General features: G+C 51.0%; 36 protein-coding genes and 3 tRNA genes. 7 read left to right on the top strand and 32 right to left on the bottom strand.

Annotation, left to right across the window (positions count from 1 at the left end):
* From F7C38_06635 to F7C38_06685, 11 genes are all read right to left on the bottom strand, one after another.
* Positions 1 to 990 carry an iron ABC transporter permease gene (locus F7C38_06635; GenBank protein MCE4601223.1) on the bottom strand — a complete coding sequence of 330 codons (990 nt, stop codon included), beginning with the start codon at positions 988 to 990 and terminating at the stop codon, positions 1 to 3.
* Positions 991 to 992: 2 nt separating this feature from the next.
* Positions 993 to 2,291 carry a helical backbone metal receptor gene (locus tag F7C38_06640; GenBank protein ID MCE4601224.1) on the bottom strand — a complete coding sequence of 433 codons (1,299 nt, stop codon included), beginning with the start codon at positions 2,289 to 2,291 and terminating at the stop codon, positions 993 to 995.
* A 166-nt stretch (positions 2,292 to 2,457) separates the two neighbouring features.
* Positions 2,458 to 3,342, bottom strand: coding sequence for a universal stress protein (locus tag F7C38_06645; GenBank protein ID MCE4601225.1), 885 nt, complete (start codon positions 3,340 to 3,342; stop codon positions 2,458 to 2,460).
* Between the two features lie 12 nt (positions 3,343 to 3,354).
* Positions 3,355 to 4,464 carry a DUF1646 family protein gene (locus F7C38_06650; protein MCE4601226.1) on the bottom strand — a complete coding sequence of 370 codons (1,110 nt, stop codon included), beginning with the start codon at positions 4,462 to 4,464 and terminating at the stop codon, positions 3,355 to 3,357.
* 137 nt (positions 4,465 to 4,601) lie between these two features.
* Positions 4,602 to 5,516 (bottom strand): electron transfer flavoprotein subunit alpha/FixB family protein, encoded by a 915-nt coding sequence (locus tag F7C38_06655; protein ID MCE4601227.1) that lies wholly within the window; start codon positions 5,514 to 5,516, stop codon positions 4,602 to 4,604.
* A 17-nt stretch (positions 5,517 to 5,533) separates the two neighbouring features.
* The gene (locus tag F7C38_06660) at positions 5,534 to 6,334 is read right to left on the bottom strand and encodes an electron transfer flavoprotein subunit beta/FixA family protein (GenBank protein MCE4601228.1); all 801 of its coding nucleotides are present in this window, start codon (positions 6,332 to 6,334) and stop codon (positions 5,534 to 5,536) included.
* A 114-nt stretch (positions 6,335 to 6,448) separates the two neighbouring features.
* A complete protein-coding gene (locus F7C38_06665) occupies positions 6,449 to 6,769 on the bottom strand; it encodes a DUF424 family protein (protein MCE4601229.1) in 321 nt (106 codons plus the stop codon).
* A gap of 19 nt (positions 6,770 to 6,788) precedes the next feature.
* Positions 6,789 to 7,367: a hypothetical protein gene (locus F7C38_06670; GenBank protein ID MCE4601230.1), complete on the bottom strand. Its 579-nt coding sequence runs from the start codon at positions 7,365 to 7,367 to the stop codon at positions 6,789 to 6,791.
* A 53-nt stretch (positions 7,368 to 7,420) separates the two neighbouring features.
* Positions 7,421 to 8,362, bottom strand: a complete 942-nt coding sequence (locus tag F7C38_06675; protein MCE4601231.1) for a thiamine pyrophosphate-dependent enzyme — start codon at positions 8,360 to 8,362, stop codon at positions 7,421 to 7,423.
* Complete coding sequence (locus tag F7C38_06680) at positions 8,352 to 10,286, bottom strand: 2-oxoacid:acceptor oxidoreductase subunit alpha (protein MCE4601232.1); 1,935 nt, start codon at positions 10,284 to 10,286, stop codon at positions 8,352 to 8,354. Before F7C38_06680 ends, F7C38_06675 begins: the two co-directional genes overlap by 11 nt.
* A 30-nt stretch (positions 10,287 to 10,316) precedes the next feature.
* The gene (locus F7C38_06685; protein MCE4601233.1) at positions 10,317 to 10,658 is read right to left on the bottom strand and encodes a hypothetical protein; all 342 of its coding nucleotides are present in this window, start codon (positions 10,656 to 10,658) and stop codon (positions 10,317 to 10,319) included.
* A 149-nt stretch (positions 10,659 to 10,807) separates the two neighbouring features.
* Here F7C38_06685 and F7C38_06690 point away from each other — a divergent pair, with 149 nt between their 5' ends.
* A complete protein-coding gene (locus F7C38_06690; protein MCE4601234.1) occupies positions 10,808 to 11,509 on the top strand; it encodes a DUF2258 domain-containing protein in 702 nt (233 codons plus the stop codon).
* A 62-nt stretch (positions 11,510 to 11,571) separates the two neighbouring features.
* Positions 11,572 to 11,659 (top strand) — tRNA-Leu (locus tag F7C38_06695).
* 32 nt (positions 11,660 to 11,691) lie between these two features.
* Here F7C38_06695 and F7C38_06700 read toward each other — a convergent pair.
* The gene (locus F7C38_06700) at positions 11,692 to 13,014 is read right to left on the bottom strand and encodes a DUF4010 domain-containing protein (protein ID MCE4601235.1); all 1,323 of its coding nucleotides are present in this window, start codon (positions 13,012 to 13,014) and stop codon (positions 11,692 to 11,694) included.
* A 6-nt stretch (positions 13,015 to 13,020) separates the two neighbouring features.
* Positions 13,021 to 13,515, bottom strand: coding sequence for a hypothetical protein (locus F7C38_06705; GenBank protein MCE4601236.1), 495 nt, complete (start codon positions 13,513 to 13,515; stop codon positions 13,021 to 13,023).
* 199 nt (positions 13,516 to 13,714) lie between these two features.
* Between F7C38_06705 and F7C38_06710 the strand changes: the two genes are divergently transcribed.
* The 3 genes from F7C38_06710 to F7C38_06720 all read left to right on the top strand — a co-directional run bounded on the left by F7C38_06710 (position 13,715) and on the right by F7C38_06720 (position 15,218).
* Positions 13,715 to 14,143, top strand: coding sequence for a universal stress protein (locus F7C38_06710; GenBank protein MCE4601237.1), 429 nt, complete (start codon positions 13,715 to 13,717; stop codon positions 14,141 to 14,143).
* A 50-nt stretch (positions 14,144 to 14,193) separates the two neighbouring features.
* Positions 14,194 to 14,282 (top strand) — tRNA-Ser (locus F7C38_06715).
* Positions 14,283 to 14,330: 48 nt separating this feature from the next.
* Positions 14,331 to 15,218 (top strand): hypothetical protein, encoded by an 888-nt coding sequence (locus F7C38_06720; protein ID MCE4601238.1) that lies wholly within the window; start codon positions 14,331 to 14,333, stop codon positions 15,216 to 15,218.
* On the opposite strand, the gene F7C38_06725 is transcribed toward F7C38_06720, so the two are convergent.
* From F7C38_06725 to secY, 9 genes are all read right to left on the bottom strand, one after another.
* Positions 15,208 to 15,861: a phosphatase PAP2 family protein gene (locus tag F7C38_06725; GenBank protein ID MCE4601239.1), complete on the bottom strand. Its 654-nt coding sequence runs from the start codon at positions 15,859 to 15,861 to the stop codon at positions 15,208 to 15,210. The two genes, F7C38_06720 and F7C38_06725, sit on opposite strands and share 11 nt — an antisense overlap.
* A 59-nt stretch (positions 15,862 to 15,920) precedes the next feature.
* Positions 15,921 to 16,676 carry an RNA-guided pseudouridylation complex pseudouridine synthase subunit Cbf5 gene (locus tag F7C38_06730; protein MCE4601240.1) on the bottom strand — a complete coding sequence of 252 codons (756 nt, stop codon included), beginning with the start codon at positions 16,674 to 16,676 and terminating at the stop codon, positions 15,921 to 15,923.
* Positions 16,677 to 16,746: 70 nt separating this feature from the next.
* Positions 16,747 to 17,022, bottom strand: coding sequence for a tRNA pseudouridine synthase A (locus F7C38_06735; GenBank protein ID MCE4601241.1), 276 nt, complete (start codon positions 17,020 to 17,022; stop codon positions 16,747 to 16,749).
* Between the two features lie 96 nt (positions 17,023 to 17,118).
* Complete coding sequence (locus F7C38_06740) at positions 17,119 to 17,406, bottom strand: 50S ribosomal protein L14e (GenBank protein ID MCE4601242.1); 288 nt, start codon at positions 17,404 to 17,406, stop codon at positions 17,119 to 17,121.
* A gap of 40 nt (positions 17,407 to 17,446) precedes the next feature.
* Positions 17,447 to 18,055 (bottom strand): AAA family ATPase, encoded by a 609-nt coding sequence (locus tag F7C38_06745; GenBank protein ID MCE4601243.1) that lies wholly within the window; start codon positions 18,053 to 18,055, stop codon positions 17,447 to 17,449.
* On the bottom strand, positions 17,998 to 18,273 hold the full coding sequence (locus F7C38_06750) for a 50S ribosomal protein L34e (protein MCE4601244.1): 276 nt from the start codon (positions 18,271 to 18,273) through the stop codon (positions 17,998 to 18,000). The genes F7C38_06745 and F7C38_06750 overlap by 58 nt, the downstream gene beginning before the upstream one ends.
* Before the next feature lie 39 nt (positions 18,274 to 18,312).
* On the bottom strand, positions 18,313 to 18,744 hold the full coding sequence (locus F7C38_06755) for a hypothetical protein (protein MCE4601245.1): 432 nt from the start codon (positions 18,742 to 18,744) through the stop codon (positions 18,313 to 18,315).
* Between the two features lie 10 nt (positions 18,745 to 18,754).
* A complete protein-coding gene (locus tag F7C38_06760) occupies positions 18,755 to 19,363 on the bottom strand; it encodes an adenylate kinase (GenBank protein ID MCE4601246.1) in 609 nt (202 codons plus the stop codon).
* 6 nt (positions 19,364 to 19,369) lie between these two features.
* The gene (secY, locus tag F7C38_06765; GenBank protein ID MCE4601247.1) at positions 19,370 to 20,737 is read right to left on the bottom strand and encodes a preprotein translocase subunit SecY; all 1,368 of its coding nucleotides are present in this window, start codon (positions 20,735 to 20,737) and stop codon (positions 19,370 to 19,372) included.
* A 162-nt stretch (positions 20,738 to 20,899) separates the two neighbouring features.
* Between secY and F7C38_06770 the strand changes: the two genes are divergently transcribed.
* Positions 20,900 to 20,987, top strand: a tRNA-Leu gene (locus tag F7C38_06770).
* A gap of 347 nt (positions 20,988 to 21,334) precedes the next feature.
* Here F7C38_06770 and F7C38_06775 read toward each other — a convergent pair.
* The 10 genes from F7C38_06775 to F7C38_06820 form a co-directional block, all read right to left on the bottom strand.
* The gene (locus F7C38_06775) at positions 21,335 to 21,550 is read right to left on the bottom strand and encodes a hypothetical protein (GenBank protein MCE4601248.1); all 216 of its coding nucleotides are present in this window, start codon (positions 21,548 to 21,550) and stop codon (positions 21,335 to 21,337) included.
* A gap of 14 nt (positions 21,551 to 21,564) precedes the next feature.
* Positions 21,565 to 21,837, bottom strand: coding sequence for a hypothetical protein (locus tag F7C38_06780; GenBank protein ID MCE4601249.1), 273 nt, complete (start codon positions 21,835 to 21,837; stop codon positions 21,565 to 21,567).
* 3 nt (positions 21,838 to 21,840) lie between these two features.
* The gene (locus F7C38_06785) at positions 21,841 to 22,080 is read right to left on the bottom strand and encodes a hypothetical protein (protein ID MCE4601250.1); all 240 of its coding nucleotides are present in this window, start codon (positions 22,078 to 22,080) and stop codon (positions 21,841 to 21,843) included.
* Positions 22,081 to 22,085: 5 nt separating this feature from the next.
* Positions 22,086 to 22,646, bottom strand: a complete 561-nt coding sequence (locus F7C38_06790) for a hypothetical protein (protein ID MCE4601251.1) — start codon at positions 22,644 to 22,646, stop codon at positions 22,086 to 22,088.
* Between the two features lie 59 nt (positions 22,647 to 22,705).
* Entirely contained in the window at positions 22,706 to 23,020 is a 315-nt protein-coding gene (locus tag F7C38_06795; protein ID MCE4601252.1) for a hypothetical protein, read from the bottom strand.
* Positions 23,021 to 23,235: 215 nt separating this feature from the next.
* A complete protein-coding gene (locus F7C38_06800; GenBank protein ID MCE4601253.1) occupies positions 23,236 to 23,409 on the bottom strand; it encodes a ribbon-helix-helix protein, CopG family in 174 nt (57 codons plus the stop codon).
* On the bottom strand, positions 23,406 to 24,026 hold the full coding sequence (locus F7C38_06805) for a hypothetical protein (protein MCE4601254.1): 621 nt from the start codon (positions 24,024 to 24,026) through the stop codon (positions 23,406 to 23,408). Before F7C38_06805 ends, F7C38_06800 begins: the two co-directional genes overlap by 4 nt.
* Complete coding sequence (locus F7C38_06810) at positions 24,020 to 24,193, bottom strand: hypothetical protein (protein ID MCE4601255.1); 174 nt, start codon at positions 24,191 to 24,193, stop codon at positions 24,020 to 24,022. The genes F7C38_06805 and F7C38_06810 overlap by 7 nt, the downstream gene beginning before the upstream one ends.
* Positions 24,194 to 24,207: 14 nt before the next feature.
* Positions 24,208 to 24,573, bottom strand: a complete 366-nt coding sequence (locus F7C38_06815) for a hypothetical protein (protein ID MCE4601256.1) — start codon at positions 24,571 to 24,573, stop codon at positions 24,208 to 24,210.
* A 7-nt stretch (positions 24,574 to 24,580) separates the two neighbouring features.
* Positions 24,581 to 24,841 carry a hypothetical protein gene (locus F7C38_06820; GenBank protein MCE4601257.1) on the bottom strand — a complete coding sequence of 87 codons (261 nt, stop codon included), beginning with the start codon at positions 24,839 to 24,841 and terminating at the stop codon, positions 24,581 to 24,583.
* 137 nt (positions 24,842 to 24,978) lie between these two features.
* Here F7C38_06820 and F7C38_06825 point away from each other — a divergent pair, with 137 nt between their 5' ends.
* Positions 24,979 to 25,317 carry a hypothetical protein gene (locus F7C38_06825; protein MCE4601258.1) on the top strand — a complete coding sequence of 113 codons (339 nt, stop codon included), beginning with the start codon at positions 24,979 to 24,981 and terminating at the stop codon, positions 25,315 to 25,317.
* Positions 25,318 to 25,321: the final 4 nt, after the last annotated feature.

Here is a 25,321-nt window from a genome sequence, read left to right on the forward strand (position 1 = left end):
TCACCATCCTGTCTTTTTTGTGAGGTAGAAGAGTAGTGGTCCTCCGAATAGCGCTGTGAAGGCGGTTAGTGGAACTTCCTGGCTTGGTGATACTAGTCTTATCATGATGTCTGATGTGAGGGCTAGTGCGGATCCCATTAATATCGACATCGCTAGCGTGACGTTGAACTTGCTTCCGACTAGTAGTCTTGATAGCCATGGAGCGGCTAGTCCTATGAAGCCTACTGGGCCTGCTAGGGCTACTGTTGCCGACGCGGTAAGTGCGCTCATTAGGAGTGTCGTGTATCTTACGTGTTTTACGTTGACCCCCATGCTTTGGCTGACTTCGTCTCCCAGCACTAGTGTATATATTTTATCTGATAATATTAACAAAAATATTGTTCCGATTGACACGAGTAGAAGTGTTATAGAGAGTGTTTTCTTAGTTACATAAGCAACCGTCCCAAACAACCACATGAAAGTAATATTAATTTTATATAAATATTTATTTATAATGAATATCGTTATACCAGACAACGCATAACTAACCGAAACACCAGCCACAATTATAGAAGAGGGGGATCCACCCGACTTAGCACCAATACCTATGACTATAAAGAACGACACCAACCCCAACATCATAGCAACAGTATAGATCAGTACCGGATGAGGCCTATTGACATAGACTAATACCATAACAACACCTAAAGCCGCCCCAGAAGAGACTCCCAGAAGGAACGGATCAGCGAGTGGATTCCTCAGCGAGTACTGCATTGAAAGCCCCGATACAGCCAAACCAACACCCACAGTCATTGCCGCTATAGTCCTGAACAACCTATACCTCACTATGCCCGCATTATCCCCAGTACCATAAATAATATATTCAATCACATCGCCTATATGAACTCCTTTGAAGGGCCCGGTGGTTAAGGAGAGTATAGCTAGTATCGAGGTAATTATAATGGCCGAGAGGAAAAATACCGTGGTTCTCATGGACAATGCCGCTTTCACGCTCATGAAACCGCTGGGGGTTCTGGGACCTCTGGAAGCGTCTCGTTATTTATACAGGCTGGTATATGGGCTCTATCCATGTTATACAGCTCTGGATGTGCTATTAGCTGTATTATAATAATGGCGTCGACTATTCTTGGCGATGGTCTATTGAACAAATCGCTGTAGGGGTAGCCTATACAGTATACCCTACCATCGGCGATTGCAGGTATCTCTCCAGCGCTATCCCCTAGCTGAGACTCTACGGTTGAGATAACGTCGCTAGCGTTTATGCCAACCGCTATTATTATGTCTGGCTTCGCGACGAGCAACTGCTCAATGTCTATGCTGGCCCAGCCGGAGATGTTTTCGAAAGCGTTCCTAGCCCCAGCCCAGTATAGTGCTTCCGATTGGAAGGTCGAGTTCCCTGCAACCCAGATGGGGTTCAGCCATACGATCAAGGCTATTCTCGGCGTGGTAGTATAGTTCGCGTACTTTATCCTTGCTAGTTTGGATTCGAAGTCAGCTGCAGCCCTGATGCTCTCATCGATGTTGCCAGTAGCCTTTCCGACTATTAGTATCGATCTCTCGATGTCACTTAGAGAGGCCTGGGGCAGTAGTATGACCGGTATATTGTATGCCTTGAATAGGTTCTTTATGTGTTCATGCGCTGGGACGCCCACGACTCCTATGACTAGGTCCGGGTTAACTGATAGTATCTTCTCGACGCTGGGGTCAAAGAATCCTCCTACGTCGGTTAGGGTCCCGTTTTCTCTGGCTTCTGGAATCCACTCGGGGAAGTTGCTGTAGGAGTCTACGCCTACCAGTCTGTCGGTAGCGTTTACATAGTAGAGTATCTCTGTCACTGAGGGTGCTAGCGATACTATCCTGGTTGGCTTTGACTCTATTATTGTATCCTCTCCGGTTCCGTCTACCACTGTTACCGGGAACTTCATTCTCTCTTCTAGCTCTTTGATCTTCTCCTTGATAGTAGCTATGTCTTCTGCTAGACCGGATTGGGTTTCTTTCAGTGACTTCAGTGACCGCTCTAAGCTGGCTAGCTTGCTCGCAACTTCCTGGAGCTGGTCTACTGTGGCTACGGTTGCGAGGCTCTTATTGAGCTCTGCTATCTGTACCTCCAGATCTTTTATAGTTTTAGTATTATTTATTGATTTTATATTGGATTTAAGTGTGTCTATCTTAGAGTTCACCTCATCTATACTTTTATAGGTCTTGTAGAATAGAGCCCCTGCTAGCGATAGACTGATAATGGCTATGAGCAGGGAGGCATAGACTAGCGTCGTAGTCGATCCTCTGGACACCGTATCCAGCACCAGGTCTCCCTATACAGGCAAAAACCCCTAAATAAATCCTAGCATACAACCCGGTTAACGACAAGAAAGGGATCGGTCAATGAAGACAACACGATAGAGAAAATACCGATACCTCTGATGAGATTGGGTGCAAGCACCGAGACCGATCCACCAGCTACTCAATCCTCTTGACCGGATAGATTACGAGAGGCCTTGTAGCCCTAACCAGCACGTGATCGAGAGTACTACCCAGTACCCATTCAATAAACCCCTTCCGGACCGTCCTCCCCAGCACTATAGTCGACTTAGTGTTCTCGGCAAAGCTAGCTATCACCTTTGCCACCTTATGCGAAGCCAGTATAACCCTATGGATCTCCTCAACTAAACCCTCAAACTCTCTCTGGATCCTTGATAACATCTTCTCCACGGTGTCTCTAGACTCTCCCTCCTCCATTACATGGAGTAGATAGAGTTCGCGTGTTTCATAGTAACGGGCCAGGTCCTTCACATAGCCTACCATGTCTTCACTAACGTTCTCGTCGACCGCCAGGAGGATTCTCTCAGTCAGATCCACCTCGCTAACTACTCGGACCCTTCCCTGCTCCTTGTCGTACGTTACATGGAAGAGTATCACTGGTTTAGTTGATCTCTTTATGACCTCCTTTACAGTGCCGCCTAAGAGGATGCGCCTCTTAACCCTCCATCCTTTATTCAATAATAAGATCTCTGTCGCACCTACTCTAGACGCTATACTGACTATAGCGACAGCTGGATCCTCTACTGGGAATTCATCGTATACGTCAACAATCACTCCTTTACGCTCTAATTCCTCCTTGTACTCGTTGAGCTTGTTTCTAGCGCGTTTTTCGAGGGACGCTATGAGGCTCTCCGGGTCGAAGCCTGCTGCCGCATGGTCTATTACCAGGGAGTCGATTACGTGGGCTAGCACTATTTCGCTCTTGTACTTTAACGCTAGTTCACCAGCTATCATTACTTGAACGTCGCTTGCCAAGGATAGGTCTAGCGGCAGTAGTATCCTCTCTAGCGGCTTCTCACGCATTAGCCGTCACCCCTAGTAGATCGATATGTGGATGCCTAGCACTTCTATAATAATGAAGTATAGTAGTAGTAGTGCTATGCCGAAGGGCACTCCTACCCTAGCCCACTCTTTACTAGTTATCTTTAGTCTGCCAGCAGCGACGATGTTCGGTATGTTGCCTGGAATGAGCATGCCACCTGATATTAGCAGACTCATTAGAGCGCTCCTTATCTGTTCTTCGGTTAGTGCTTTGTTTATTTCAGCCGCTGTGAGGGTCGCGTTGTCTACAACCGCGCTGATGGTATTCAGCCAGTACAGCGCCCATGGGTGTAGCCTGCTGAAGTAGCAGTAGGCTAAGTAGGTGAAACTGTGTCCCAGTAGTTCGAGGGCTGCGACAAATATGTAGACTTTAACGGCTCGTATTATAACGCTCCTCAGGCTCTCACCGTATACCGCTTCGACTCCATAGACTGTGGCGCCGCTTTTCTTGAGCCTGTAGGCTGTGTATGCGGCTATCATTATTATGCCTGGTATCACGTAGGGGCCTAGGATTCTCAGTAGGTAGTCGAAGCTTTCATTGAGCCTGGATATTGCTATGGTGGATAGGGGTTCGCCGACTGGTGTCAAGGCTGCTCCTAGTCCTACGGCGAATGCCGAGAGGACTACGAATTCTATCTTGTATTTTCTTTCGAGCTTTAGTGCCGCTGCTATTTCGGATATTATAACTGCTGTTACTATTACTGATATTATGCTTGATATGAGTCCGAAGAGTAGTGTGAAGATGAAGGCGAACATGTAGAAGCCCAGCTTATCTATAAGTATATTAATAAATCTATATATTTGTTTATAATAGTAGTAGAATATTAACCCGAATATCAGGACGACTTGAGTTATCCCGATGGGTGTTCCAGAAATGGAAACAGGAGTGATGACTGCCTTGCGGAACACCTCCATTAATTCCTCGTAATGAGTGACTCCAAAGTAGTAATTAGTTGCTATCCCGATTAAACCCATGACTAGGAAGAAGGGTTCTAGGTTCCTCTCTATCTTATGCGATTTGAATGGCAAGAAGAGTACCAGGAATAGTATCAAGAGTAGGGAAGCGAGAAGCCCTGGCAGTGGTTGGCATGTCAACGCCTCCAAGCAGTCACACCATTCCCTAGAACCCGGGGGGATCGAGATTTATACTATAATTCCTCGTTGCAAGTAGTGGCTTGATAGAACATAGTATTAAAATATTAAAAACTGAATAATATATAGGTTAGGATGGGTTCTTCGAGCTATGCTTTCTTCAGCTCTTCTAGCTTCTTTATCAGTACCGGTAGGAATTGGTATAGGTCGGCTACTACGCCGTAGTCCGCTTGCTTGAAGACGGGAGCTGTCTTATCCTTGTTAATAGCAACTATGATCTTTGAATTCATCACTCCAGCCATGTGCTGTGGAGCCCCGCTTATACCGATTGCTATGTAGAGCTTTGGCGCGACTCTCTTCCCGCTTATGCCTATCCATGCATCTTCGGGTAGCCACTTGTAATCGGCTGCGATAGGCCTTGAAGCGCCTACCTGGGCTCCTAGCAGCTCTGCTAGCTTGAAGGCTAGTTCGAGGTCCTCCTTCTTCTTGAATCCCCTGCCGACTCCCACTATTATCTCGGCTTCCTCTAGGTTGATCCCGCTTAGAACCTTCTCCTTTACACCGACTAGCTTGACCTTTTCCCCTTCAACGCTTAGCTCTACAATCTCTCCTGCCTGGCCAGCCGCGTCTACGGGCTTGAAGACTTTCTGGTTTATCAGGACCACCGCTGGATATGGTATCTTCTCGGTTGCAATGGCTCTCTCGCTCAGGAAGCCTCTCTTGTAGATAACCCCATCGTCTGCAAACTCTAAGCCAATGACGTCAGTAGCCATGGGAAGATCGTGTAGTCCTGCGAAGTAGGATAGCGCGGCCCTGTTATTCTTAGTTACCCATCCAATCACCAGTTTTGGTTTGAGCTCCTGGAATAGCTTCTCTACAGCATTCACGATATGGTCGGGGTGGGTGCTCTTCAAGACGTATACCTTTACTCCAAGCGAGCCGAGCTCGCCTGCCTCGGCAGCCTTACCATAGGCTAGAACTGCTTTCTCGCCAAGGCTTGCTACAGCACCTAGGGACTCCTTGATCTCGGGTATCGAAGACCCAACCACTAATGCCTCCACCATCCCGATCACCCTCCCCTCTATAACTTGAGTACGCCCTCCTCCTGTAGAGCCCGGATAAGCTTCTCCGCGATCTCCTCTAGGTTATCGCCCTCGATGATTACCTGCTTCCTTGAGACGGTCAGTATCTTGTATTCGAGCCCTTGTTTAACAGGCATCACCACGCCGTCTAGATCAGCCTTCTTATAATACTTCTGGGGTTTCTTGGCGGCCCTCCTGATCTGTATGAGGGTCGGCGGCCTGGGCTCGTTGATCTCCTGGGTCACGCTCACTACTGCTGGCAGACCTACTTCGAGTATCTCTATGTGCTCCTCTAGGTCTCTCTCCGCGACTAGCTTGCCGTCTTTGACTTCTATTTTCCTGGCAAAGCTCACGTAGGGCAACCCTAGCTTGGCGGCTACTCTACCAGCTATCTGGCCTGTTGTCTGGTCTATAGAAGCCTCCGCGGCAAGGATGATGTCGGGCTTTAAGCCGGCTTTCTTGATAGTAGCTACTATCGCCGAGGCAGTGGTTATGGGGTCGCCCGGCGTCAAAGCGTCGTCGGCTATGATGTGTGCTTCGTCTGCTCCTCTAGCTAGAGCTTCTTGGGCTACCATTCTCAGGTCTTTGGCTCTCTTGTCGACGGGACCCCAGGTTAGGAGTAGGATAGCTGCTATCTTACCTCCGAGGGCTTTTTTCAAGTTCTGTGCTTCGAAGAGTGCATTGGCGTCGATGTCGTCTAGCTTTAGGGGGATAGCGTCGATATCCACTGTACCGTCGGGCTTCGATCGAACCATGTCGGGGTTGAGAGAAGGCTTTACAAGCACTACTATGTCTCCCATCGCCGTATCACCGGGTTCTCCGGGAGAGATAGGTGGATGCTCTAGTCCTTATAGGATCCTATAGAGGGGCGTATAAGCTGTATTTAGTGGACTCTTAATTTACTCTCAAACCGGCTAGTACATTATCTTGAATATCTGCACGTGTTTTAATCCCTTCACGTCGAGTACTGAGTCGGCGCTCGCGTAACCGAGCCTCACAGCTAGCTCGGTTATGTTCTCACCATATAGGACCGCGACGTCGGCACTAGATAGTGCCTGTATCGCCTCTTCGTCGCCCACCAACTCTCCCTCGGCTAGGAACTCTGGAACCCTCAATACTACCTCTCCGTCATCGCTCACACCACTTCTACCAATCGCATCCTCGTCCGAGATGATGACGATCCTGGTGAGCCCCTCCGGACCATACCTCTCCTTCCTGACCAACCTGTACCTCATAGACCATCCACCTCAGGCGCTAGAATAGCAGTCTCCAGCCCTTCCTCTTGGTATCATAGTAGATCATGGAGGAGTTGCGCATGGTATAGAACGCCTCCTTGAACCTGCCCAGCATGTTTGCAGCCTCGTCGGGATCCGGAGTGTTGATTCTCGATAGGAGGTTTATGAACTCGTTATATGTATCCTCAGTGAATACAATGAAGTCAGTACCCGTGTCCAACACTACGAACCCGCTGGCACCCTTTAGGCTGGCAAGCCTATAGCCGCTTACGCCGGTTTTTTGCATGGATTGACTGGCTAGCAGGAATCCCTCCTTCTCTATGAGCCTCTTAACTCTTTCTATTCCAGGGGATCTCCTACCCGGCCTAGAGGGACCCTCACCGCTGGAACTCTTTACTCTTTTATCCAGTCTTTCAACAGCATCCCTCAGGTTCGAGACCTCTTTTCTGAGCTCCTTTAACTCTTTCATGAGAGGCTCCATGAACTCGGCTATGGTTATCTCTACGATCTTTTTGATTTGTTTCTCGCTACAGGTCTCCCTTTCGGAGCGGAGTCTACCTCTATCGTCACCGAGGTAGTCGCTGAGTTTCGGTACCACTGGCTCGCTACACCATGTAGGAAAAATGTGTTGGTGAGGCTGATTAGGTTTGTCTAGAGCTTGAAGGTTTCTATTACTTTTTCTTTGAAGACCGTCCAGGGGTCTACTAGTGGCTTGCCCTCGACTTCGACCGGCCTCTTGCCTGGAGGGTACTCGAAGTAGTTTAGTATTATCTTGCCTAGGCGTTCCTCGAATGTGTCCTTTGCTATGTTCCTATAGAGGATTCCGAGGGGTATTTTGTCTCCCCACTCGACTAGTTTAGCTAGTATCTGGGGCATCTTTGCCAGTAGCTCTTCCTGGGTTGAAACTGTCGGATTCCAGTCGGGCTCCTTCTCTGCGAGATAGTATATTCGCTCCTCATACCACTGCTTTGTCATTATGTTATTGTAGGTTGGACATGGTTGTAGTATCTGGACTAGGCTCGTCCCCTTATGTTCTATAGCCTGCTTGATCAGCTCCTTGGTCTGTTCTACGTGGTAGGCGTAGGCTCTTCCTATGAATGTGTAGCCGCTGGCGAAGGCTAATAGCACGGGGTTTATGTTGTCGTGGAGGTTTGGCCCTGGGAGTGCCTTTGTCTGTATCCATGCTGGTAGAGTTGGCCCTGCCTGTCCCTTTGTGAGCCCGTAGACCGCGTTGTCGTGGACTATTACAGTTATGTCGACGTTCCTCCTGCCCACGGAGACGAAGTGCTCCACGCCTATGCCAAGCATGTCGCCGTCGCCTCCTAGGGCGATGACTGTCTGGCTGGGGTTGGCTAGCTTTATCCCGGTTGCCGCTGGTATTGCTCTTCCGTGGACTACGTGCATGTTGGAGCCCTTGATGTAGTAACATGACCTACCGGAGCAGCCGATCCCGGTGACTATGCTTAGCTTCCTCGGCTCGATATCGAGCTCTGCTACCGCCCTATGTATGGCGGCTAGTATCCCGTAATTGCCACATCCTGGGCACCATTGCACCCAGGCTGGCGTCCTGTACTCCATCCAGTTACGCGCCACCCTTCATCACCACCTCCTCCTTACCGGTCTCAAGAATCTCTATTACTGCGTTGGCTATCTCGGTGTCCCAGAAGGCCCTGCCGTTGAGCTTCTTAATATGGTGTTTAATCGCGAATCCCGTGAAGCCCCTAATTAGGAAGGCCGCTTGAAGCATGTCGTTCTGCTCTATGTTGATCACCGTCTCAGCCCTCGTCAAGACATCAAGTACCTCCTTTGCGGGGAAGGGATAGAAGAGCCTGATCTGCAGGAAGTTTGCATGAACTCCCTTCTCTTCGAGTATTTTCATGGCCTCCAGTATTATTTGCTTCGTCGATCCCCACGACACGAGTGTTACTGGAGCGTCGGGGTCTCCGTGTAGGACTACTTTCTCCTCGCTGGGGATCTCTTTGGCTATAGTCTCGAACTTCTTCCTCCTCTTCTCCACCATTTTGTCCCTCAATTCAGGGTCCTCTGTCGGATAGCCCTCCTCCGTGTGTTCCAGCCCGGTCAGTATCATTTCGCTCGCCCCTATGGGGGCGAAGGGGCTTATGCCAGTGTCTGTTAGAGCGTACCTCTTGTACCCTGGCGGGGGGTTCTCTATCCTCTGCCCGCGCTCTACAACTGCTTTTGAAGGGTCTACGTCCTCTGGGTATAGGGATGTGGTTGTGCTTGCTAGGTATTTGTCTAGCAGGTGGATTACAGGGGTCTGGTATTTCTCGGCCCAGTTAAGGGCTTTGATGGCGTCATAGAACGCCTCTACATGGTCGCCGCTCGCCAGGACTATCTTCGGGTTATCACCGTGGCCAGAGAACATGGCGTGTAAGAGGTCCTGCTGGCCCTCCTTTGTCGGCAACCCGGTGCTGGGCCCACCCCTCATCCATATCGTTAGGACCACGGGGATCTCGGCCATTATGGCTAGGCTCACGGCCTCGTTCATCAAAGCGAACCCTGGCCCGCTAGTGCTGGTCGCCGACCTTGCCCCCGCAGCTCCAGCGCCTAGAGCCATCATTATCGCTGAGAGCTCGTCCTCCGTCTGAACGATGGCAGTGCCTAGCTTTGGAACTCCCAGTTTCTCGCTCGCCTCGTCTGTCAGCTCGTGGTACCTGAACTTCTCCATGTATATAGCCTCGTCGCTGGCTGGGGTTATGGGGTAGTAGCTTTGGAACGTCAGGCCTCCCGTTATCTTGCCCATAGCTACGAGGTCGTTGCCGGTAGCTAGCATTACTTTCTTGCCCCTGTGGGGCCCGTCGGGTAATACAATGCTGGGTTTTCCGAAATGCTCCTCGACGTATTCGATTGCGAGCCTACTGGCTTCCACGTTTATGTTGACTACTTTCTTCTTAGCCGCGAAGTGGGTAGCTATTCCCCTCTCGATGCACCTCGGCTCCACTCCCATGAGGTACAGCATTGAAGCTAGGCCTAGAGTGTTGACCGCCCTGGAGACCGAGGTTAGGCTTGCTCCGGTCTTCTCGGCTAGCTTCCTGACTAGTTCACGAAGTGGTAGTGGGACTAGCTTTACACCGTTCTCCTCGGCTAGTTTAACTGCGCTCCCGGCTGTTGGAGGGAGGTTCCTGGAGGCGAATAGATCCTTTAGCCTCTTCTTCAAGACGGCCTCCATGGGCTGTATAGCGTCTATCTTTGTGTTCAGCACGTTCAGGTCGTATACTAGTATCCCGCCTGGCCTGACGTCGTTGAAGTGCGTGAGTATGCTCTCCGCGTCCAGGGCCACTGCAGCATCTACGGGGAACCTGATTGCGCCTGGCCTATCGAATCTCGCCCTTATCGTGTAATAGCTATGGGCGCCCATTATGTTGCTCTTGTAGTCGCGCGTGCCTATTACAGCGTACCCCTTCAAGACCAGCGTTTTCAGGGCGATCTGGCCAGCGGATTCTATCCCCCCGCCCTGGGGGCCGCCTATGAGAAGTAGCACATCCGGGTCGTTCAATATACACCACCTACCCAAGCCTGGGTTATGTTAGAAGACACTATATAGCTCCTCCCTAACATCGGGATCGACATAGGCACCCCTGTGCACCCTATGCCCCCTTCTTAGGAGATCCCTTGCTTCAACGCCGATTATTCTAGTCTTACACGTGGAACACCAGTAAAATTCGTAGTCGTTTATTTTTAACTCTCTCCACTCGCTACAGCTGTCGTCTTCGAATGTAAAGCGTGCATGGCGCGTGCAGTATCCTATGAAACCATAGTGTATGTGGGGGCGCCAGTAATCGCAGGTGACGCACATGCCTGGTCGCCGTTCTCTGGCATTATTGTCATGGCCCTCGCGGGCTCCAGTCTCCGGTGGTCGGCTCTCCATAGCAGGCACCTCTACCAGGGGCCCGCTCGGTACCGGGCTAATTAACGTGTAGGATGCCAGGGATTATAGGTGTGAAGTGGAGGAGGTGATCGTCCTCCATAAAAGTAATTAGACGCGTCTAGATAGTCTATAACATGGGTGTCTAAGTTATGGCTACAAACACCTTAAGGACGGGATTAGTCATAGCCGGCGGCTACGCGGATAAAGTGAGGCGCGTCCTCTTCGCCCAGCTGAGGGATCTAATCAAGAACGGCGAGATAACCAATACCGATGTAGCGCGCGCCGCGGCAGAGCTCAACCGGCTGCTCTTCGAGATCCTGGTTAACAAGCTACAGGTGGATAAAGGCGATGTAGTCAGGATCTCCATCGACTATACCGTTGACGAGGAGGGTATTAAGTGGAACCTAGAAACGCTCCAGGTACAGGTATGGAAGAGAATTCCCGACGAGGAGGTAGAGGCTAAGGTTAAAGAGGCGTTACCCGAGGCCGAGGCCCTGATGAAGGGCGCTATAGAGCTCCAAGTAAACAAGCTTGGCGAGACAGACACAGGGGATATAGTATACGAGGTAACCTACAACAACATGCGAGTAGGAGCCCTACTAGTCACGCCACTAAACGGTAACGCCGTTGTCAGAGGCGCTATAACAGAACCCACCCCAATGGTACTCAAGAGAAGCGTAGTCGAGGTCGAAGGCAGCCTAGACGACTTCATAAGCGAGAACGCCTCCAGGCTCATCAGCAACGCCAGAAACACCGAGAAGAGAGAGGCCGAGAAAGTGGTGAGAGAGATACTCGCATTGACCAAGGCGGAAACAGAGATCGAAGAGGAAGAACCCTACGAGCCCGAATAGGAAAGGGCGAAACCCACTTAAACACCGGAGCCTAAATCACAGGTCTCTAATGGTTGTGTTGGGCGGGGGTGCCCGAGCCTGGCCAAAGGGGTCGGGCTTAGGACCCGATGGCGTAGGCCTGCGTGGGTTCAAATCCCACCCCCCGCACCAATGACATAAGAGGTTCTACTGGATTCGGCTTCTTAGGGGTAGAATAGGTATAGCACTATGCTTAGGGTGAATGGGAAGATTGATTCTATGATGCTCCATCTTAGTATCAAGCCGATTTCGGCGCTGTCTAGTTTGGATGTATCGGCGTAGAGTATCTTGTTGAGTGATGCGGTGCCTATTGATAGGAACATGCCTGCTAGGGCTACATTCACGGGGATGGAGTCGTATACGGTTGCCAGGGATAGTATGGTTGCCGTCGCGTTGACTAGGCCTCCAAGTGCGGATATGACTAGGGTGGCGATTGATACGGGGAGTATTGCCTGGAACTCGTTGACTATCTGGAAGGATAGGGTGAGGACTAAGTATGCCGCCGCACTCTTCAGCGCCAGGCTCCAGGAGAGCGGGTTGGTCACGTGGAGCGTTATCTGCCTGCCGTGAGTGACCTCCCTTACACCGCCTAGCGAGACGGCTAAGTGCACGAGGACCAGGGTTAAGACGGCTAGCGCCGCATAGACGTCGATCGTGTTTGTGAAAATGTATAGCGCTATCAGGATCAGCGCGGAGGCTCTGATCTGGAGTACTGCTAGGATCATCCTTACAGCCATGGAGAGGATCCTCCTCCTAAGCTTGGGGTCGTCTATGCCTGGTAGTAGAGCAGTGACTCCTCCAATAGCGGCCTCGCTACTGACTAGGCTGCCGAGTCCCGCCGCGTAGAGTAGTCCCCTGCCGCCCCATATCTTAGCCGCTGCATAGCTTACGAATGAGAGGAGTAGTACTATGGCGAAGAAAATGTACACCTTATAGACTATGTCAACGCCTGCCTGGACAGCGTAGGAGTGTACAATGGGGCCTATAACCAGGGATATAGCGGCGACCTCAAGCATAGCAAGCATCTCGGAATAGCTTATCTCCGCGGCCAGCCTCTCGGCAGGATACTTCAGGGCCAGTATGAGCGTGACTATTACCGCTAGAGAGGCCGACTCTATATGGAGGCCTAGGCCGGCTAGGAAGCCGACTATGAACGTCACGAGCATGACCAGGTACGTGGTTATACCCAGGATCCTCTGGCGGACCATGCGTGCATAGGCGTGTATTAACACGATTAACACGAGGCTAAGGAAGGCTAGGGGCAGTACTATCCCGCCTCCAGGCATCTCGGGCGCCAGGTAACGGGCTATGTAAGAAGAGACGGCCCCGTAGATGCTTAGGAGGCCGAAACTCCTCATGCCGGGTATACTACCCGCCTTGCCCTCCGATTCCTCCGGCCTCAGCTGCGCCCTCTCACGCTCCAAGCCTATAAGTATACCGCCTAGAAGCGATATTATCACGTTAACGACAAAGTCAGCCCCGCTCAAATAACGTCACCTCCAGGCATCCTCTAGGCTCCTCGCAAGTCTTGCAGCCGAGGCCATTGCATCCCCGACCTCGTCTACCGCGAACTGGAACGCTGAAGACGGCAGTATGTATGGTGGATTCCTCGAACGTGTTTCCCTGCCTAGCTTGACCACGAGAGACTTACCTACGAGTTCTGCGAAAACATAGCGGCCCTCGACGACGCCATATGCGGCATTCTTGCCCGCTATCCTCCTCCATTTTTTAACCGCGTTGGGGCCGGGCAGGCCGCTTGCACCCCGGCATACTATCTTGACCTCGAAGGACGCGGCTGAGGCTCTCTCAGTTACCAGCTCGCGTATCCTGTCTAGAGCGTTTGGAGTGAACTCTACGACGATCCTGCGTGTGATCTCGTCTTTAAAGACTAGTTTTCCGGCTGAGCCCAGTTCTCGGAGCGTCCTAGTCCAGGGGCTCTCCTCTCTGAGGTACATGGTTGCTATACCATATACCTGGCATCCCTTCACGGCCCATCACCTACTGGTCAGGCGGGGATAACCTCTTCACTACTCGGGTTACCTCGATATCATCATCCCATGCTCTCCTAGGCAAATGCCGCCCCTTCGGGAACACGAGCCCTCTTCACTGCTCCGACGCGTGGCGATCCACATCGGGGCCATAGCTATATTGCCCAACGCGACCTAATAATAGTGGTGAACGGACCCCTTGTACAAGAAACTACTCGTCGGAGTCGACTGGTCGGAGGCATCTCTAAAGGCCGTGGAGAAAGCCGTTGAGATGGCTAAAGCCATGGGGTCAAAGCTAGTCTTGGTAACCGTTGTTCCTCCTCCGACAGTCTTCCTCGGAGAAGCCATGGCGCCCGAAGTCGTCGACACTACCCCGCTTGTAGAGGCAACCCGGAGGAAACTATCGGAGCTCGCTGACAGGTACCGGGAGGAGCACAAGGTAGAAGTCTTGGTAGAAGTCATTGTCGGCGAACCCTCGGAGTCCATAGTCGAGTATGCCACGGAGATCGAGGCTGATTTAATTGTCCTCGGCAAAAGGAGGCTTTCCGGCATTGAACGCTTCATCCTTGGCAGTGTCACCAAGAAAGTCGTTGAGAAGTCGCCAGTCGACGTCTTGATCGTGACGTGACCCGGAGGAGTAGACTCTAAAAACCTAGTATGCTATCGGTTATCACGGAAGCCGGGGTGCCCGAGCGGACCAAGGGGACGGGCTTGAGACCCGTTCCCCCTCACGGGGGGCGTGGGTTCGAATCCCACCCCCGGCGCCATTATATTGGCTTGATGGTTGGTTGCGGCTCTGAGAGAGGTAGTAGTGCATGTGGAGGGGCTTCCGGGAGAATAGAATTATACACATTATAATAATATTAGTGATATTAGCTTTTATTGTAGCTGGGATTCACGGTAGGAACCCTGACTCGCCCGACTCGCATAAGCCTGTAGAGGCCAAGACAATGAAGCCCGAGGTCAAAGCGTATTGCATGAGTCATGTGGAAGACCTGAATTGTATATTATTAATAAAAAATAATTTAAATAAATTAATATATATTAAAAGAGCTGCTATTCTCTACGCGAACACCAGCATAGACCTGGACCTAAACATGAATGGAATAACAATAGAGCCGAGAAACTATTCAACAATCATCCTAGATATAAACAAGACCAACACTAAGATAACCCAAATCAGCTACAACGGAAACAGAACTATAACTATAGCATTAGATGCAGGCCCCCTCCTAGACGCCTTGAAAGACCCTGAGGAGACGCCCACACCGATGCTCAATGTCACGCGGAGTCTAGTTATAGATGCGGGAGAAGGAGCTATAATACCGGTCGACTACGAGTTGAACTTGAGCGGCTCTAATTGGAACCTGCTCGCGTGGATAGAAGCCAACACCTCCTCAGGCCTCCTAATCGACACTAAAATCTTCCTGTGGAATGATATACTATACTATGAGAAGGTGGTGAATGTATGGGGGGGAGAAGCAACTATATCCCTGCCAATACCAGGGACTAATGCCCCTGACTCCATAGTAAGTATGATAACAATAAATATTATTAATAAATATAGTCACCCGGTTAACGTGACGGCTTCCATAGCGATCATGGAAACCCCTGGAGTCAATATTTATATAGAGTACATCGGGGGAGGGGTCGAAGTAAGCGCACCCATGGAAGCCGCCATACCCCCGAATCCTAAGGCCTAGAGTAGATCCTTAACACTATATCTCCGATCTTTACGGATACGAGTGCCACTATGAAACCCGCAATAACGTCTAACAGGTAGTGGTTTCCAGTATAAATTACCGTGAATGGGACGGCAATCACCATGAAATATCCTATGAGGAGTAGTTTGGCGTGCTTGTTTCCAAATGCCTTCTTGATGTAGTAGTAGAAGAAGAATGAATACGCCACATGCATGCTTGGCATGGCCGCGTAGGGGTTCGGGTCTATTGATTTCTCTAGCCCAAGCGCCCGGAATACTATGTTTTGTATCCTGGTTATCCCGGGGTAGGCTATCCAGGGAGGGGCTACCGGCCATACTATGTAGGTTGCTACGGCTATGAGGCTAGCCGTTCCCACTGTTACGAGAGCGTGGATGTAGTTATCCAAGTCAAATACCAACAAATATAATATTAATATAAATAAATATAATGGATGTAGCGAATAAATGATAGAGCAAAAAACGTCGAGAAGCCACACCCTATGCAACTGAAAGAACACAGCCAAAGGAGCACCGAAAAAATGTTCCTCGAAAGACAACGGAAGACCATACGTAACGCCTGAATTAAACCGGAAGGCGATAGACCTCGACGCCTCATAGAGAATAAATATAACTGCGAATGGCATGGCTAGTGCTATCCTGTATACGACGGGCTTCAATAGTCTGGCTAGACGCACTAACCGCGTCACGCGCTCGGAGCCTCCCCACTAGCAGACTTAGACCTCCACATCCTCGGATAGAGCCCGGGCTCCATTATCACGCGTAGAGGCTTAAACGCGATCCCCCTCTCAGCACTCATGACCTCATCGCTCGACATCTCGGCTCTAGCCAGCCCTATTAACTCGCCCTTCAGGGACAGCAGCGCGACGGTATCACCCCTCTTTATCCCGCTGTGCAGTCTAGCTACGCCGGGGACCGCGAGCATCGCGCCATGGACTATGCTCTCAACCGCACTATCTCTAACAACCACCTTGGGCAGATGGCATATAGAATACTCTCCTGGCAGTACGTATTTCCTAAGCAGGTCCTCCTTTGACTCCTCCCTATACCTTAGCAGGGCCTCGGCGATATGCTGCATCCAAACTAGGTTGCGGTCCTCGTGGAAGGGTCCTGTGCGTATTCTCCTGAGCTCCCTCATGTGGGCTCCCACGCCTAGCACGAGCCCTATGTCCCAGCATATCTTTCTCATATAGGTTCCGGCCTCCGACCATATGTGGAGGAGACCGTATTTGCCGGTGTACTCGATTAGATCGATCTTATAGACTCTCTTCTTCCTGAGAGCCCTCTTCACGCTACTCCTCAATGGTGGCCTCTGGTATATCGTGCCCACGAACTCCCCGATTACCTCTCTAAGCCTATCCTCGTCTACAGGCTTGTGGAGCTGCATGACACAGATGTACTCCTTGTCACTGTGGATGACGCTGCCCACCACTCTCGTCATGCGCTGTAGAGCTACGGGCAGGACACCTGTAACCTTAGGGTATCCCCGCCCTTAACCCCCGCTCAGAGGGTTAACAGGGCTCTAGGGTCCCTCCGTGTCCCGCCCGCTCTACGCCGAACATCCGCTTTATCCAGGCCACTACTTCATGGCTCGTCGGGCCCGGAGGCTTATCTAGGTTTATCACTCCATACTCTATGTATTTTTCCAAGGGCCTCTCGTAAGGCACGAACCCGTACTTCGGGTCGGTTGGCTCGTCTATCTTCACAAGCCACTCTCTGTTAAACCCGCAGAATTCGTCGAGAGATCTTATGAACTCCCTTCCCTTAGCAGTCACGTCTTCAGCCAAACCCAGACACCAAGGATCCACGCGGTGTAACAGGGGCTTTAAGAGGTTTCAACGCCTAGGAGTGTTTGTTTCGAAAGAATGGTAGACGGGTTTTAGCTATATTGCGGGGGCTGGCTTTACCCTCTCTCTCATGAACTCTGTGAGACCAGCTTTAGCTAGGGCGTCGAGGACTTCCTCGTCGCTAGCCCCCTTGCTTACCTCTATCTTCTTGTCTAGGGGTTCGATATGATCGATGTTGGCTCTCCTCCTCCTGACCCCGGTCAACTGTTTTGGCCCTGTTATGAGGACGTAGTTCTCGTCTATTATGTCTACAATGACGCACTTCCTGCCAGCTTCACGGCCGTATACCTTAACGCAGATCCTGCCCACCTCGATCGCTGCCATTATACCGACACCCTAATCTCGGGGCAGGGGCTGAGCCTATTTAAATGGAATCTCTATCGAGCCTATAGCCTAGCCCCTTTAGCTTGTAGAGGACAAAGGTCTTTATCACACTATAGACCTCATCGATCCCCAAGACGGAGGTATCAACTATTATATCGAAGGACGAGTGGAGGGTCGTATCGTATCCATAATATCTATCGAACCTTTCCCATTGGCTGGCCTCTCTTGCACCAGTCTCTACTATAACATCTGCCATAGGACGCTCTTCTCGCTTGGCAATCCGCTCTACCCGGATAGGGAAGGGTGCTGTGACTAGAATGCTGACATCTGCTATATCGGATAGAACCCATGCCGCCAGGTGGCTATCTATAACATATCCCCCCTTCGATGCGAGCTCCAACGTAGTCCTGTCAATAAGCAGGTCTATAGAGGGGTCCCTCTCAGCTAGCCTGCTTAACTCCTCTAGAGACAGCCCCCTTTCCTCGGCCATTCTCCTGAAGATGCTGCCGGTTGTAGTGTAGCGTAGGCAGAAATCCTGTGAGAGGAGTCGGGCGTAAGTGGACTTCCCGGAGCCCGGTGGACCGGAGACCACTATGACTGGGCTCTTATTATCGACTCTCGTAGGAGCTCTGCAAGACAATTCGGGCAAAGCACACCACCGTACGGCCTCTCAGGCCTCTTCGAAGACTTGCTGAATTTTCCGAGCACGCTGGGTCTGAGCCTCGGGACCCCTGCAAGGGGTCTACCGCATCTAGCGCACCTGGCAGGGCCTGGCTTCCTCTTCTCATAGCGGATCACGGTCCTGCCCCCCGGAGTCCTTTTCTTGGCCCTTCTTAGGCTCCTGCTCCTATAGGCGGGCCTGACCATGATCCGGCACCCCTTTGGTTGGAGGTGGAACCGGAGTGATTATAAGAATGTATCCCGGAACACGAGGAACACTAGGATGTAGACTAGGAAGTAGAGTATAGGTGAGAACACGTAGTAGGCGCCATCCCCCTCCATTGTTAGAGGCGGTAAGTTAAAGGGAGCTGGTATCGCTGGGATATAGAGGAGTACCAGGAGGCTGCCGAGCATATACGCAACCAGCAGCAGTACCATCTTCAATATAATGCTCCGAGTGACTATGCGTTTCGCCCTCCTGTACTCGGGCTCGATCGACCTCAGCTTTTTCATAAGCCTCTTACTTGAAGCGGCCTGCTTCCTTAAGGCCCGGTATTCGGCTATTTTGTCAACCGCTGCCTTCACTCTTTCATAGGGGTATATGCTCCTGTAGAGTGTCGCGGTTGAAAGGGCGAGTACAAGGGGTATTATCAGGATTAGGAGGGGGTAGGGGTTCAACACCGCTACCTCACAGGTTCCTCATGTAACCGAGTAGCTCGCGGGCAGCTTCTACGGCCTCGCCCTCCCTGTTCTGTATTATAGCCACGGTTGACGCGTAGAAGACAGCGCTGGCGAATCCAGCTGCCCTGGCGTACTCCATCAGCCTTCTAACCCCTTCCGCGCCTCCGAAATCAGCTCTGTAACGGGTCCTGTCCCTAGCCTGTCTCGCCGCGACGATCTCCGGCTCAGCCTCTACTATCACTATCATGTCGGGCTTCAGCTGGTCTATCACATGCCTTGGCAGGCCGGGCCAATAGCCGGCAACAGTACGCACCAGCGCATGGGTATCTATTATTAGGAAGCCGTCGCTCCCCAGCTTCTCCCTGGCATATTCTATTATGGCCTTGGCGGCCTTCTCCTGGAGTTCGAGTTGCTTCCTAAGGGGCAGGGTCCTTATCTTGTCCCTGTCCTCTATGATGCCCTCCTTCACTGCATAGTCTAGCATGAATGAGCCGAAGTTAACTACCTCGACCTTTAGGGATTCCTTGGCGGCGAGGTCCTGTAGGTGTTTTATGACCGTGGTCTTCCCTACCCCGGGGACCCCCGTTACAATGACTACCCTGAAGGGATGCCTCACGGGAGCTCACCCTTCTCCCAGTAGCTTGCGGAGCAGCGGGTAGGTCTCCAGCGCTCTCTCGTATGATATCATTGTGTAGTACTGGTTAATAATTCCGACAGCGAGCAGTATACCTGTCCCGGTTCCATAGGCGCCGAATATATCGGCCGCTATGGCGATGGCCGCTACTATCAGGCTTGAGAGGAGGGTCAGCGGGTAGATGTACTTTGCCAGTATGCCCTCCAGTATCCTGGGGTTCCTCCTCATGCCAGGGACCTCCATCCCGCTCTTGACGAGCCTCTCGGCCTGGTCTGAGGGGTTTAACCCTGCTAGCTCGACCCACATGTAGCCGAACAATACGGCCATTATCGTCCATGAAACCGCGAATACTAGCGTGCGTAGCGGGTCCGATAGAGCCGGGATTATACCTCTCGGGGGCGACACGTAGTGGACCATTGTCGAGTAGTAGTGGGCCCATTTGCTACCGGGTCCTGCTAGGTTCTGTATTATCCCGTTGAAGAGTTGGAGGTCCGAGACTAGTATGCCTACGAGTAGGATTGGTATGTTTGTCACATACATGAATTGGAGGGGGACCCTCGTCCTTATACCCCTGAGCCTAGCCGAGGTAACGGGTATCTCTACCCTCATGGCCTGGACATACACTAGGAACAGTATTATAGCGATTGTAGCCAGCAGGCCTGTTAAGTCCGGATAGCCGTTGGGCCTGGCGATTAATATGAGACTCCTCTCCTTGAGTAAGGCCGGAATGAACCCGTAAGTCTCTGCTATTCTGGGCACGTAGCCTAGGAGGCTCCAGAAGACCTGGTATGCTACGCCGGAGAGTATGAAGAGACTTATCGCGCTACCGATACCCCAGCCCTTCTGGAGCATCTCGTCGAAGAGCTGGACTAGGAATGCGGCGAAGGACAGCTGTGTGATGACTAGTATCTTTGTCGTCCAGCTGGGGTGTATACCGCTTCCAACCCAGTACTTCTCACCTATCACGTACATGGTTGCCTCGAAGATAGCGAAGAGGATGGCTAGGCTCTTCTGGGCGGCCGTGAACTTCTTCCTGGCCTCGGGGTCGTTTAAGTCGATATCTATGAGTTTAGCTCCAACCAATACCTGTAGTATCAAGCCGGCAGTGACTATGGGGCCTATGCCCAGCTCCATCAAGCTGCCAGCGCTGCTGGCGAAGATAATCCTCTGCAGAGAGACACGAGTCTCCGTAGCCTGAGCGGGTATCCCGTAGAGGGGTATGTTCGCCATCACAAGATATAGGACCAGTATAATGCCGGTCCAGGCTAGTCTCCTGTAGAGGCTTGGACGGGGCACAGGCTTCTCCACGGTCGGGAACCTATCTGCAATGGCTGCTAGAGCATCCAGTACGCCCACACTACTTCACCGTAGCCCGTTAAGCCAGGCACCAGCCAGCACTCGCCTGTAACATGGCCAGCACTAACAGGTTAAAAAACTAGGAGACCCCCTAAGTGTGGGATGCAAGGTAAAGGTTTAAGTCCTACAGGAGCGCGGTTGAGATACAAATGGTTGTGTTGGGCGGGGGTGCCCGAGCCTGGCCAAAGGGGTCGGGCTGAGGACCCGATGGCGTAGGCCTGCGCGGGTTCAAATCCCGCCCCCCGCACCATAAGGCTAACGCCTTATCATCTACTTCATCTTTGAATGTCTCTAGGATTTTCCTGAAGCTGAGGTGTAGTAAGACCTTCTTACGTTTGGTTACTGGATCGTATGCTTCTATTACGAGATACCTGTATAGTTTACCGTTTTGTTTAACAGTTTTAACGAATGCATACATGTTGAAGCCCTGGTTTGAAGCCTTATCGAGGAAACACTCTATCAAGTCTACGCCCAAATAACACCACCCCCGCCTGAGGAGACGGCTTCAAAAACGCCCGAGTAACGGGCTTCAAAAAACCTTTGAAGCCTAGGCTTGCTGCTGGGTTTCACGCCCCACCACCCCCAGCTAGTAGCAGGCTAGTAGCAGTCTAGTTCCTCGTCTAGGTCGTCGCAGTCGTCAGGGTCTATGTCTTCCCACTCCTCGCAGCTGCTAACAAAGTAGCAGTCCCACCAGCCATTCCAATCCCTCTCACACTCTTTCTGTAATCTATCATGCTCTTCCTGGCTGCAATCGCAACAGCCAAAGATACCTTCATCGCTATATTTTTCACGACATACGCATTCTAACGGCACCAGTCAGCCACCCCCTACCATGTGGGTTTATTTTTAATAATTTTCTCGGCATTTCTCGCTTGTTTAACCCAGTCCTTGCGATTACTGCACTTCTTACCCTCACACCATGCATCGCACTCCAACATATCGAAATCCAAGTCAACCAGTGGGCTAGACTTCGACACGAAAAACCGCATTATCGTGTAGGCTATTAGAGTCCACTTGTCAGCAGGCATATCTGCGTTAATAGTAATCCGCCTCTCCTTGTCATCACTATATCCACGACAAGTAATCCTAACTCTAACCATCACTCAACCACCCCTACCAACGTAAATCTTTACTTTCTCTAACCTAATTACATCTAATTTATTAATTAGACGCTCAGGATTACTGGTAATAACTGTCACTGCGAAGCCGTCTAAATCAGCGTCATGCACTATTATCTTCTTTGCGTGTTTTAGTACAGCGAATAGCAATCTACCAATATCCGCGTAGGGTAGTGGTTCCTCGGGGTCCCACCGCCACGCCGCGCTAATGTAAACCCTAGCCATCACGTTCACCCCCTCTCAAGGATTCCAAACCATGTGGGGCGTGGCATCTTGCTTAGCCTGCTCCAACCCTGGAACCAGGTTTCCGCAATTACTCGGTAGCCGTACGGTATAGTCTTCCAGAAGAAGTGGACCAATAATGGAACATTGAAGTGTTCAGACGCCTTAAGCGCCTCGTACATACAGAGCGCTATGCTGCCGTTATCCCTGTAGTGGCCTCGTTTCTCCCAGCCCCTATTGTATGGGCTGAATGGTGGGTCCACAACCACTAGATCGAATGCCTCGGACTCAAGTCCGACACGTTTCCAGTGCTCGCAGCTCTTCTCATAGAACATGTATGGCTTTACTATCCAGTTCAACAGTCTAATATCAAATGCATAGACGCGTACCCTGCTCCGTATACTGTAATAAAATATGCCCTGGCCATATGTTAGGTCCAACACTTTTAGAGGCTCGAATGGCTTGAGTAGCCCAGCCTCATTCAGTAAATCCCTAACAATGCAGCTAGACGGATAAGCCGCGCAGGGGCCGCCTTTCCGCTGGACCTCAACCTGGTGGATTACCTGCATGGTTCACCCCCTCACAGGCCCCCTAACAACCACTTGACCATCTATGGCTGCCTTTGCCGTTAGCCAGTTGAGGAATGGGATTGGGCCAGTCTTCCAGTCTGGCTTGTAGAGTGCCACTTCTGTATCGGTAGGCATCTGTGCGGTCGTTCATCCTCGTATAGTTTGCCTGGCTTTGCCAGGCTTGTAAGGAACTTTGTTATCGGGGCCCATAGTATGCGGCTCTGAGTCTCTAAAACATAGGCTACCCAAGTCCTATCCTGTAGCCTGTGCTTGTATGCCTTGTCGATCTTCCACTCTCCCACACAATAGCCCAGGCCCTTCTTAGGCCTCTTATCATAGTCGAGGCCCGTGACCTCGACATAAGCAAGTGGCAAACCGTTAAAGTATATCGTGATGTCGAAGGCTTCCCCAGCACCCCGATAAGAACGCGGAATATACTCAGAACTCCCCGCGCCCAACCCAGAAAGCCGTGGCTCAAACACAGGCGGCAGATACACTTTAAGAAATAATAATACGAAGTGCTCCCTAGCATTGGATTTAACCCAATCAGCATTATACCGTTGCTTGAGTTCGTCCACGCTAAGCACGGCTAGTACACCCGTACGCGGCGGGTGATGTAGATCTTGTTTCGGCCTGAGAGCTCTGCAATGTAGCGTGATAGTGCTTCGCGTATCAGCTGCGACTTACTCTTACCATACTCCCTGGCATAGTTTTCCAGGATCTCGATAGTGAGCTCATCCGCCTTGAACGATACAACCCTCATAGCTCGACCACCTTGACGAAGTCGTCTATCCTTGATGTTGCTTGCGGCCACTTGCCGCGAAGCCAGTCAACTACCCTAGCTGTTATGACAATGTCTCCCGGGTTCTTCACGTAGTAATCGACCTCAAAGGCGTCCTTTAGATTCAAGATCGCTAGTAATGTTACCGGGGCATTGTAGAGCCATGCGTAGAGCTCTGATCTAGTGAACCATTCAGGTGGATATCCGCCGCTTCTCCTGGTAGTCTTCAACTCGACTGGGACAAGTCTCTGGTCGTACGGAATCATTCCATCAGCGTTGCCGCAGACAACCACATACGGGTGTCTGTCGTCGCGTACCCATCTATCCCTGACGCGTTCATCAAGTTCCTCGACGATCCACGGCTTAAGCTGGATCCTCTTACAGACGGGATCCGCCTTGAAGACGACGCTAGCCAAGCCCCTATGAACTAGTTCCCCGATCAACACGAATTCATTGTTGAGTATCGACTCTGGGATACCCTTCTCTTCGAGGGCAACCCATACAGGCCTATCCAAGTGATGCGCATATATCACATCGTAATTCCTACGCTCGTACTGCTTTACGAGCTCCTTGATAGAATCAAGGATACGCGCTACCACTTTGTCTTCACCCCCACTGGCTTCTTTTTTCTCGGCTGGATCTCGTACGGCTGGCATTCGGCGTAAGGCAGATCGAGATACTCCTTTGAGATGTACTCGGCTTGCCTGATGTCCCGGGCGACAACGATCCTCTGCTCCCGCTTATTCCGACACCTAAACCAGGGCATCACGAATCACCTAGCTAGTGAGGACATCCTGATCCCTCGCAGTCACGATACGCTGGCTCTCTTGCCCGTAGCTTGCCGAGGAATGGCTCTAGGAACTTGCCGTTGCGCTTCGCTAGGACAAGCCTCTCGTCATTATAGTGTATTAGGTAGGCTTCATTCCTGCCTTCGACTATTATCTCCCAATAGGGCTCCCTGAAAGGCCTTATAGTTAGCTTCCCTTCTTTTGCATATTTTTGGAGTCGCCAGACAGCCGCGATCTCTTCGAGCCGCTCTAATTCTCTAACGAGTATGTTGAACGCTCTCTTAGCCCTCTGCTCCTGGATATACTCGACAGCCCGCCTAGCAACCCCGACAACATCACTAGTATTCCTAAGAGTCATCGAAGAATCACCCCTCAACAGGCCTAGCCTCAAGAACCGCCCGCTCCCCAGGAGTCAGCATGTCTTCGCAGATGTAGACTAGTTCATCGTTCTCTTTGTCGTAACTTAGACAGTCTGACAATGCTAGGATTTCGGGTAGTATAGCATATCTGAAGTGTTTGTAGCTGTATCCCGCCATTTGAGCTAACTTAGCTAGTTTCTCTCTCTTTCTCTCTACCACGTGGGAGACGACACGAGCCAACCTCTTACGTCTTTCAACCACGTACACGGGATCTCACCTGTTCCAATTCGGGATCCCAATTCCGATTTGGGATCCAGGATACTATATAGGATAAGAGGCCTTATATTTCTTTCTCTCTTTCTTTCTCCGAATCGGAAAACGTATTGGGAATCGGTGACAATGAGATGAAGTGGTGGAAAGTACTGACGCAATCACAGCTTCAGGAGTTATATGAATTAAAAGAAAACAAATTTTTAAGACCATATGCAAAATTAATAATACTACTCTACAAATATGAATATGAATATCATTATACAAACGCAAAGAAGGAACTCTCGATCGCCGGAATTCTGAGAGAGGTGCTAGGTGGAAACTACATGGCTCTTGTAAAGGAAGGTGTACTCGACGGATTAATTAGATACGCAAGAGGAGAACCGCCAAGACTAACTCAAAAAGGTGTTGAGGTTGCTAAGAAGTTGCTACAGTGCTGGAAAATTCTGAGAGAGAAAGAGAGAGAAACATAAGCAG

Origin of the sequence: Candidatus Thermodiscus eudorianus, from assembly GCA_015521085.1 — an archaeon.
Classification (GTDB): Archaea; Thermoproteota; Thermoprotei_A; order Sulfolobales; family Acidilobaceae; genus Thermodiscus; species Thermodiscus eudorianus.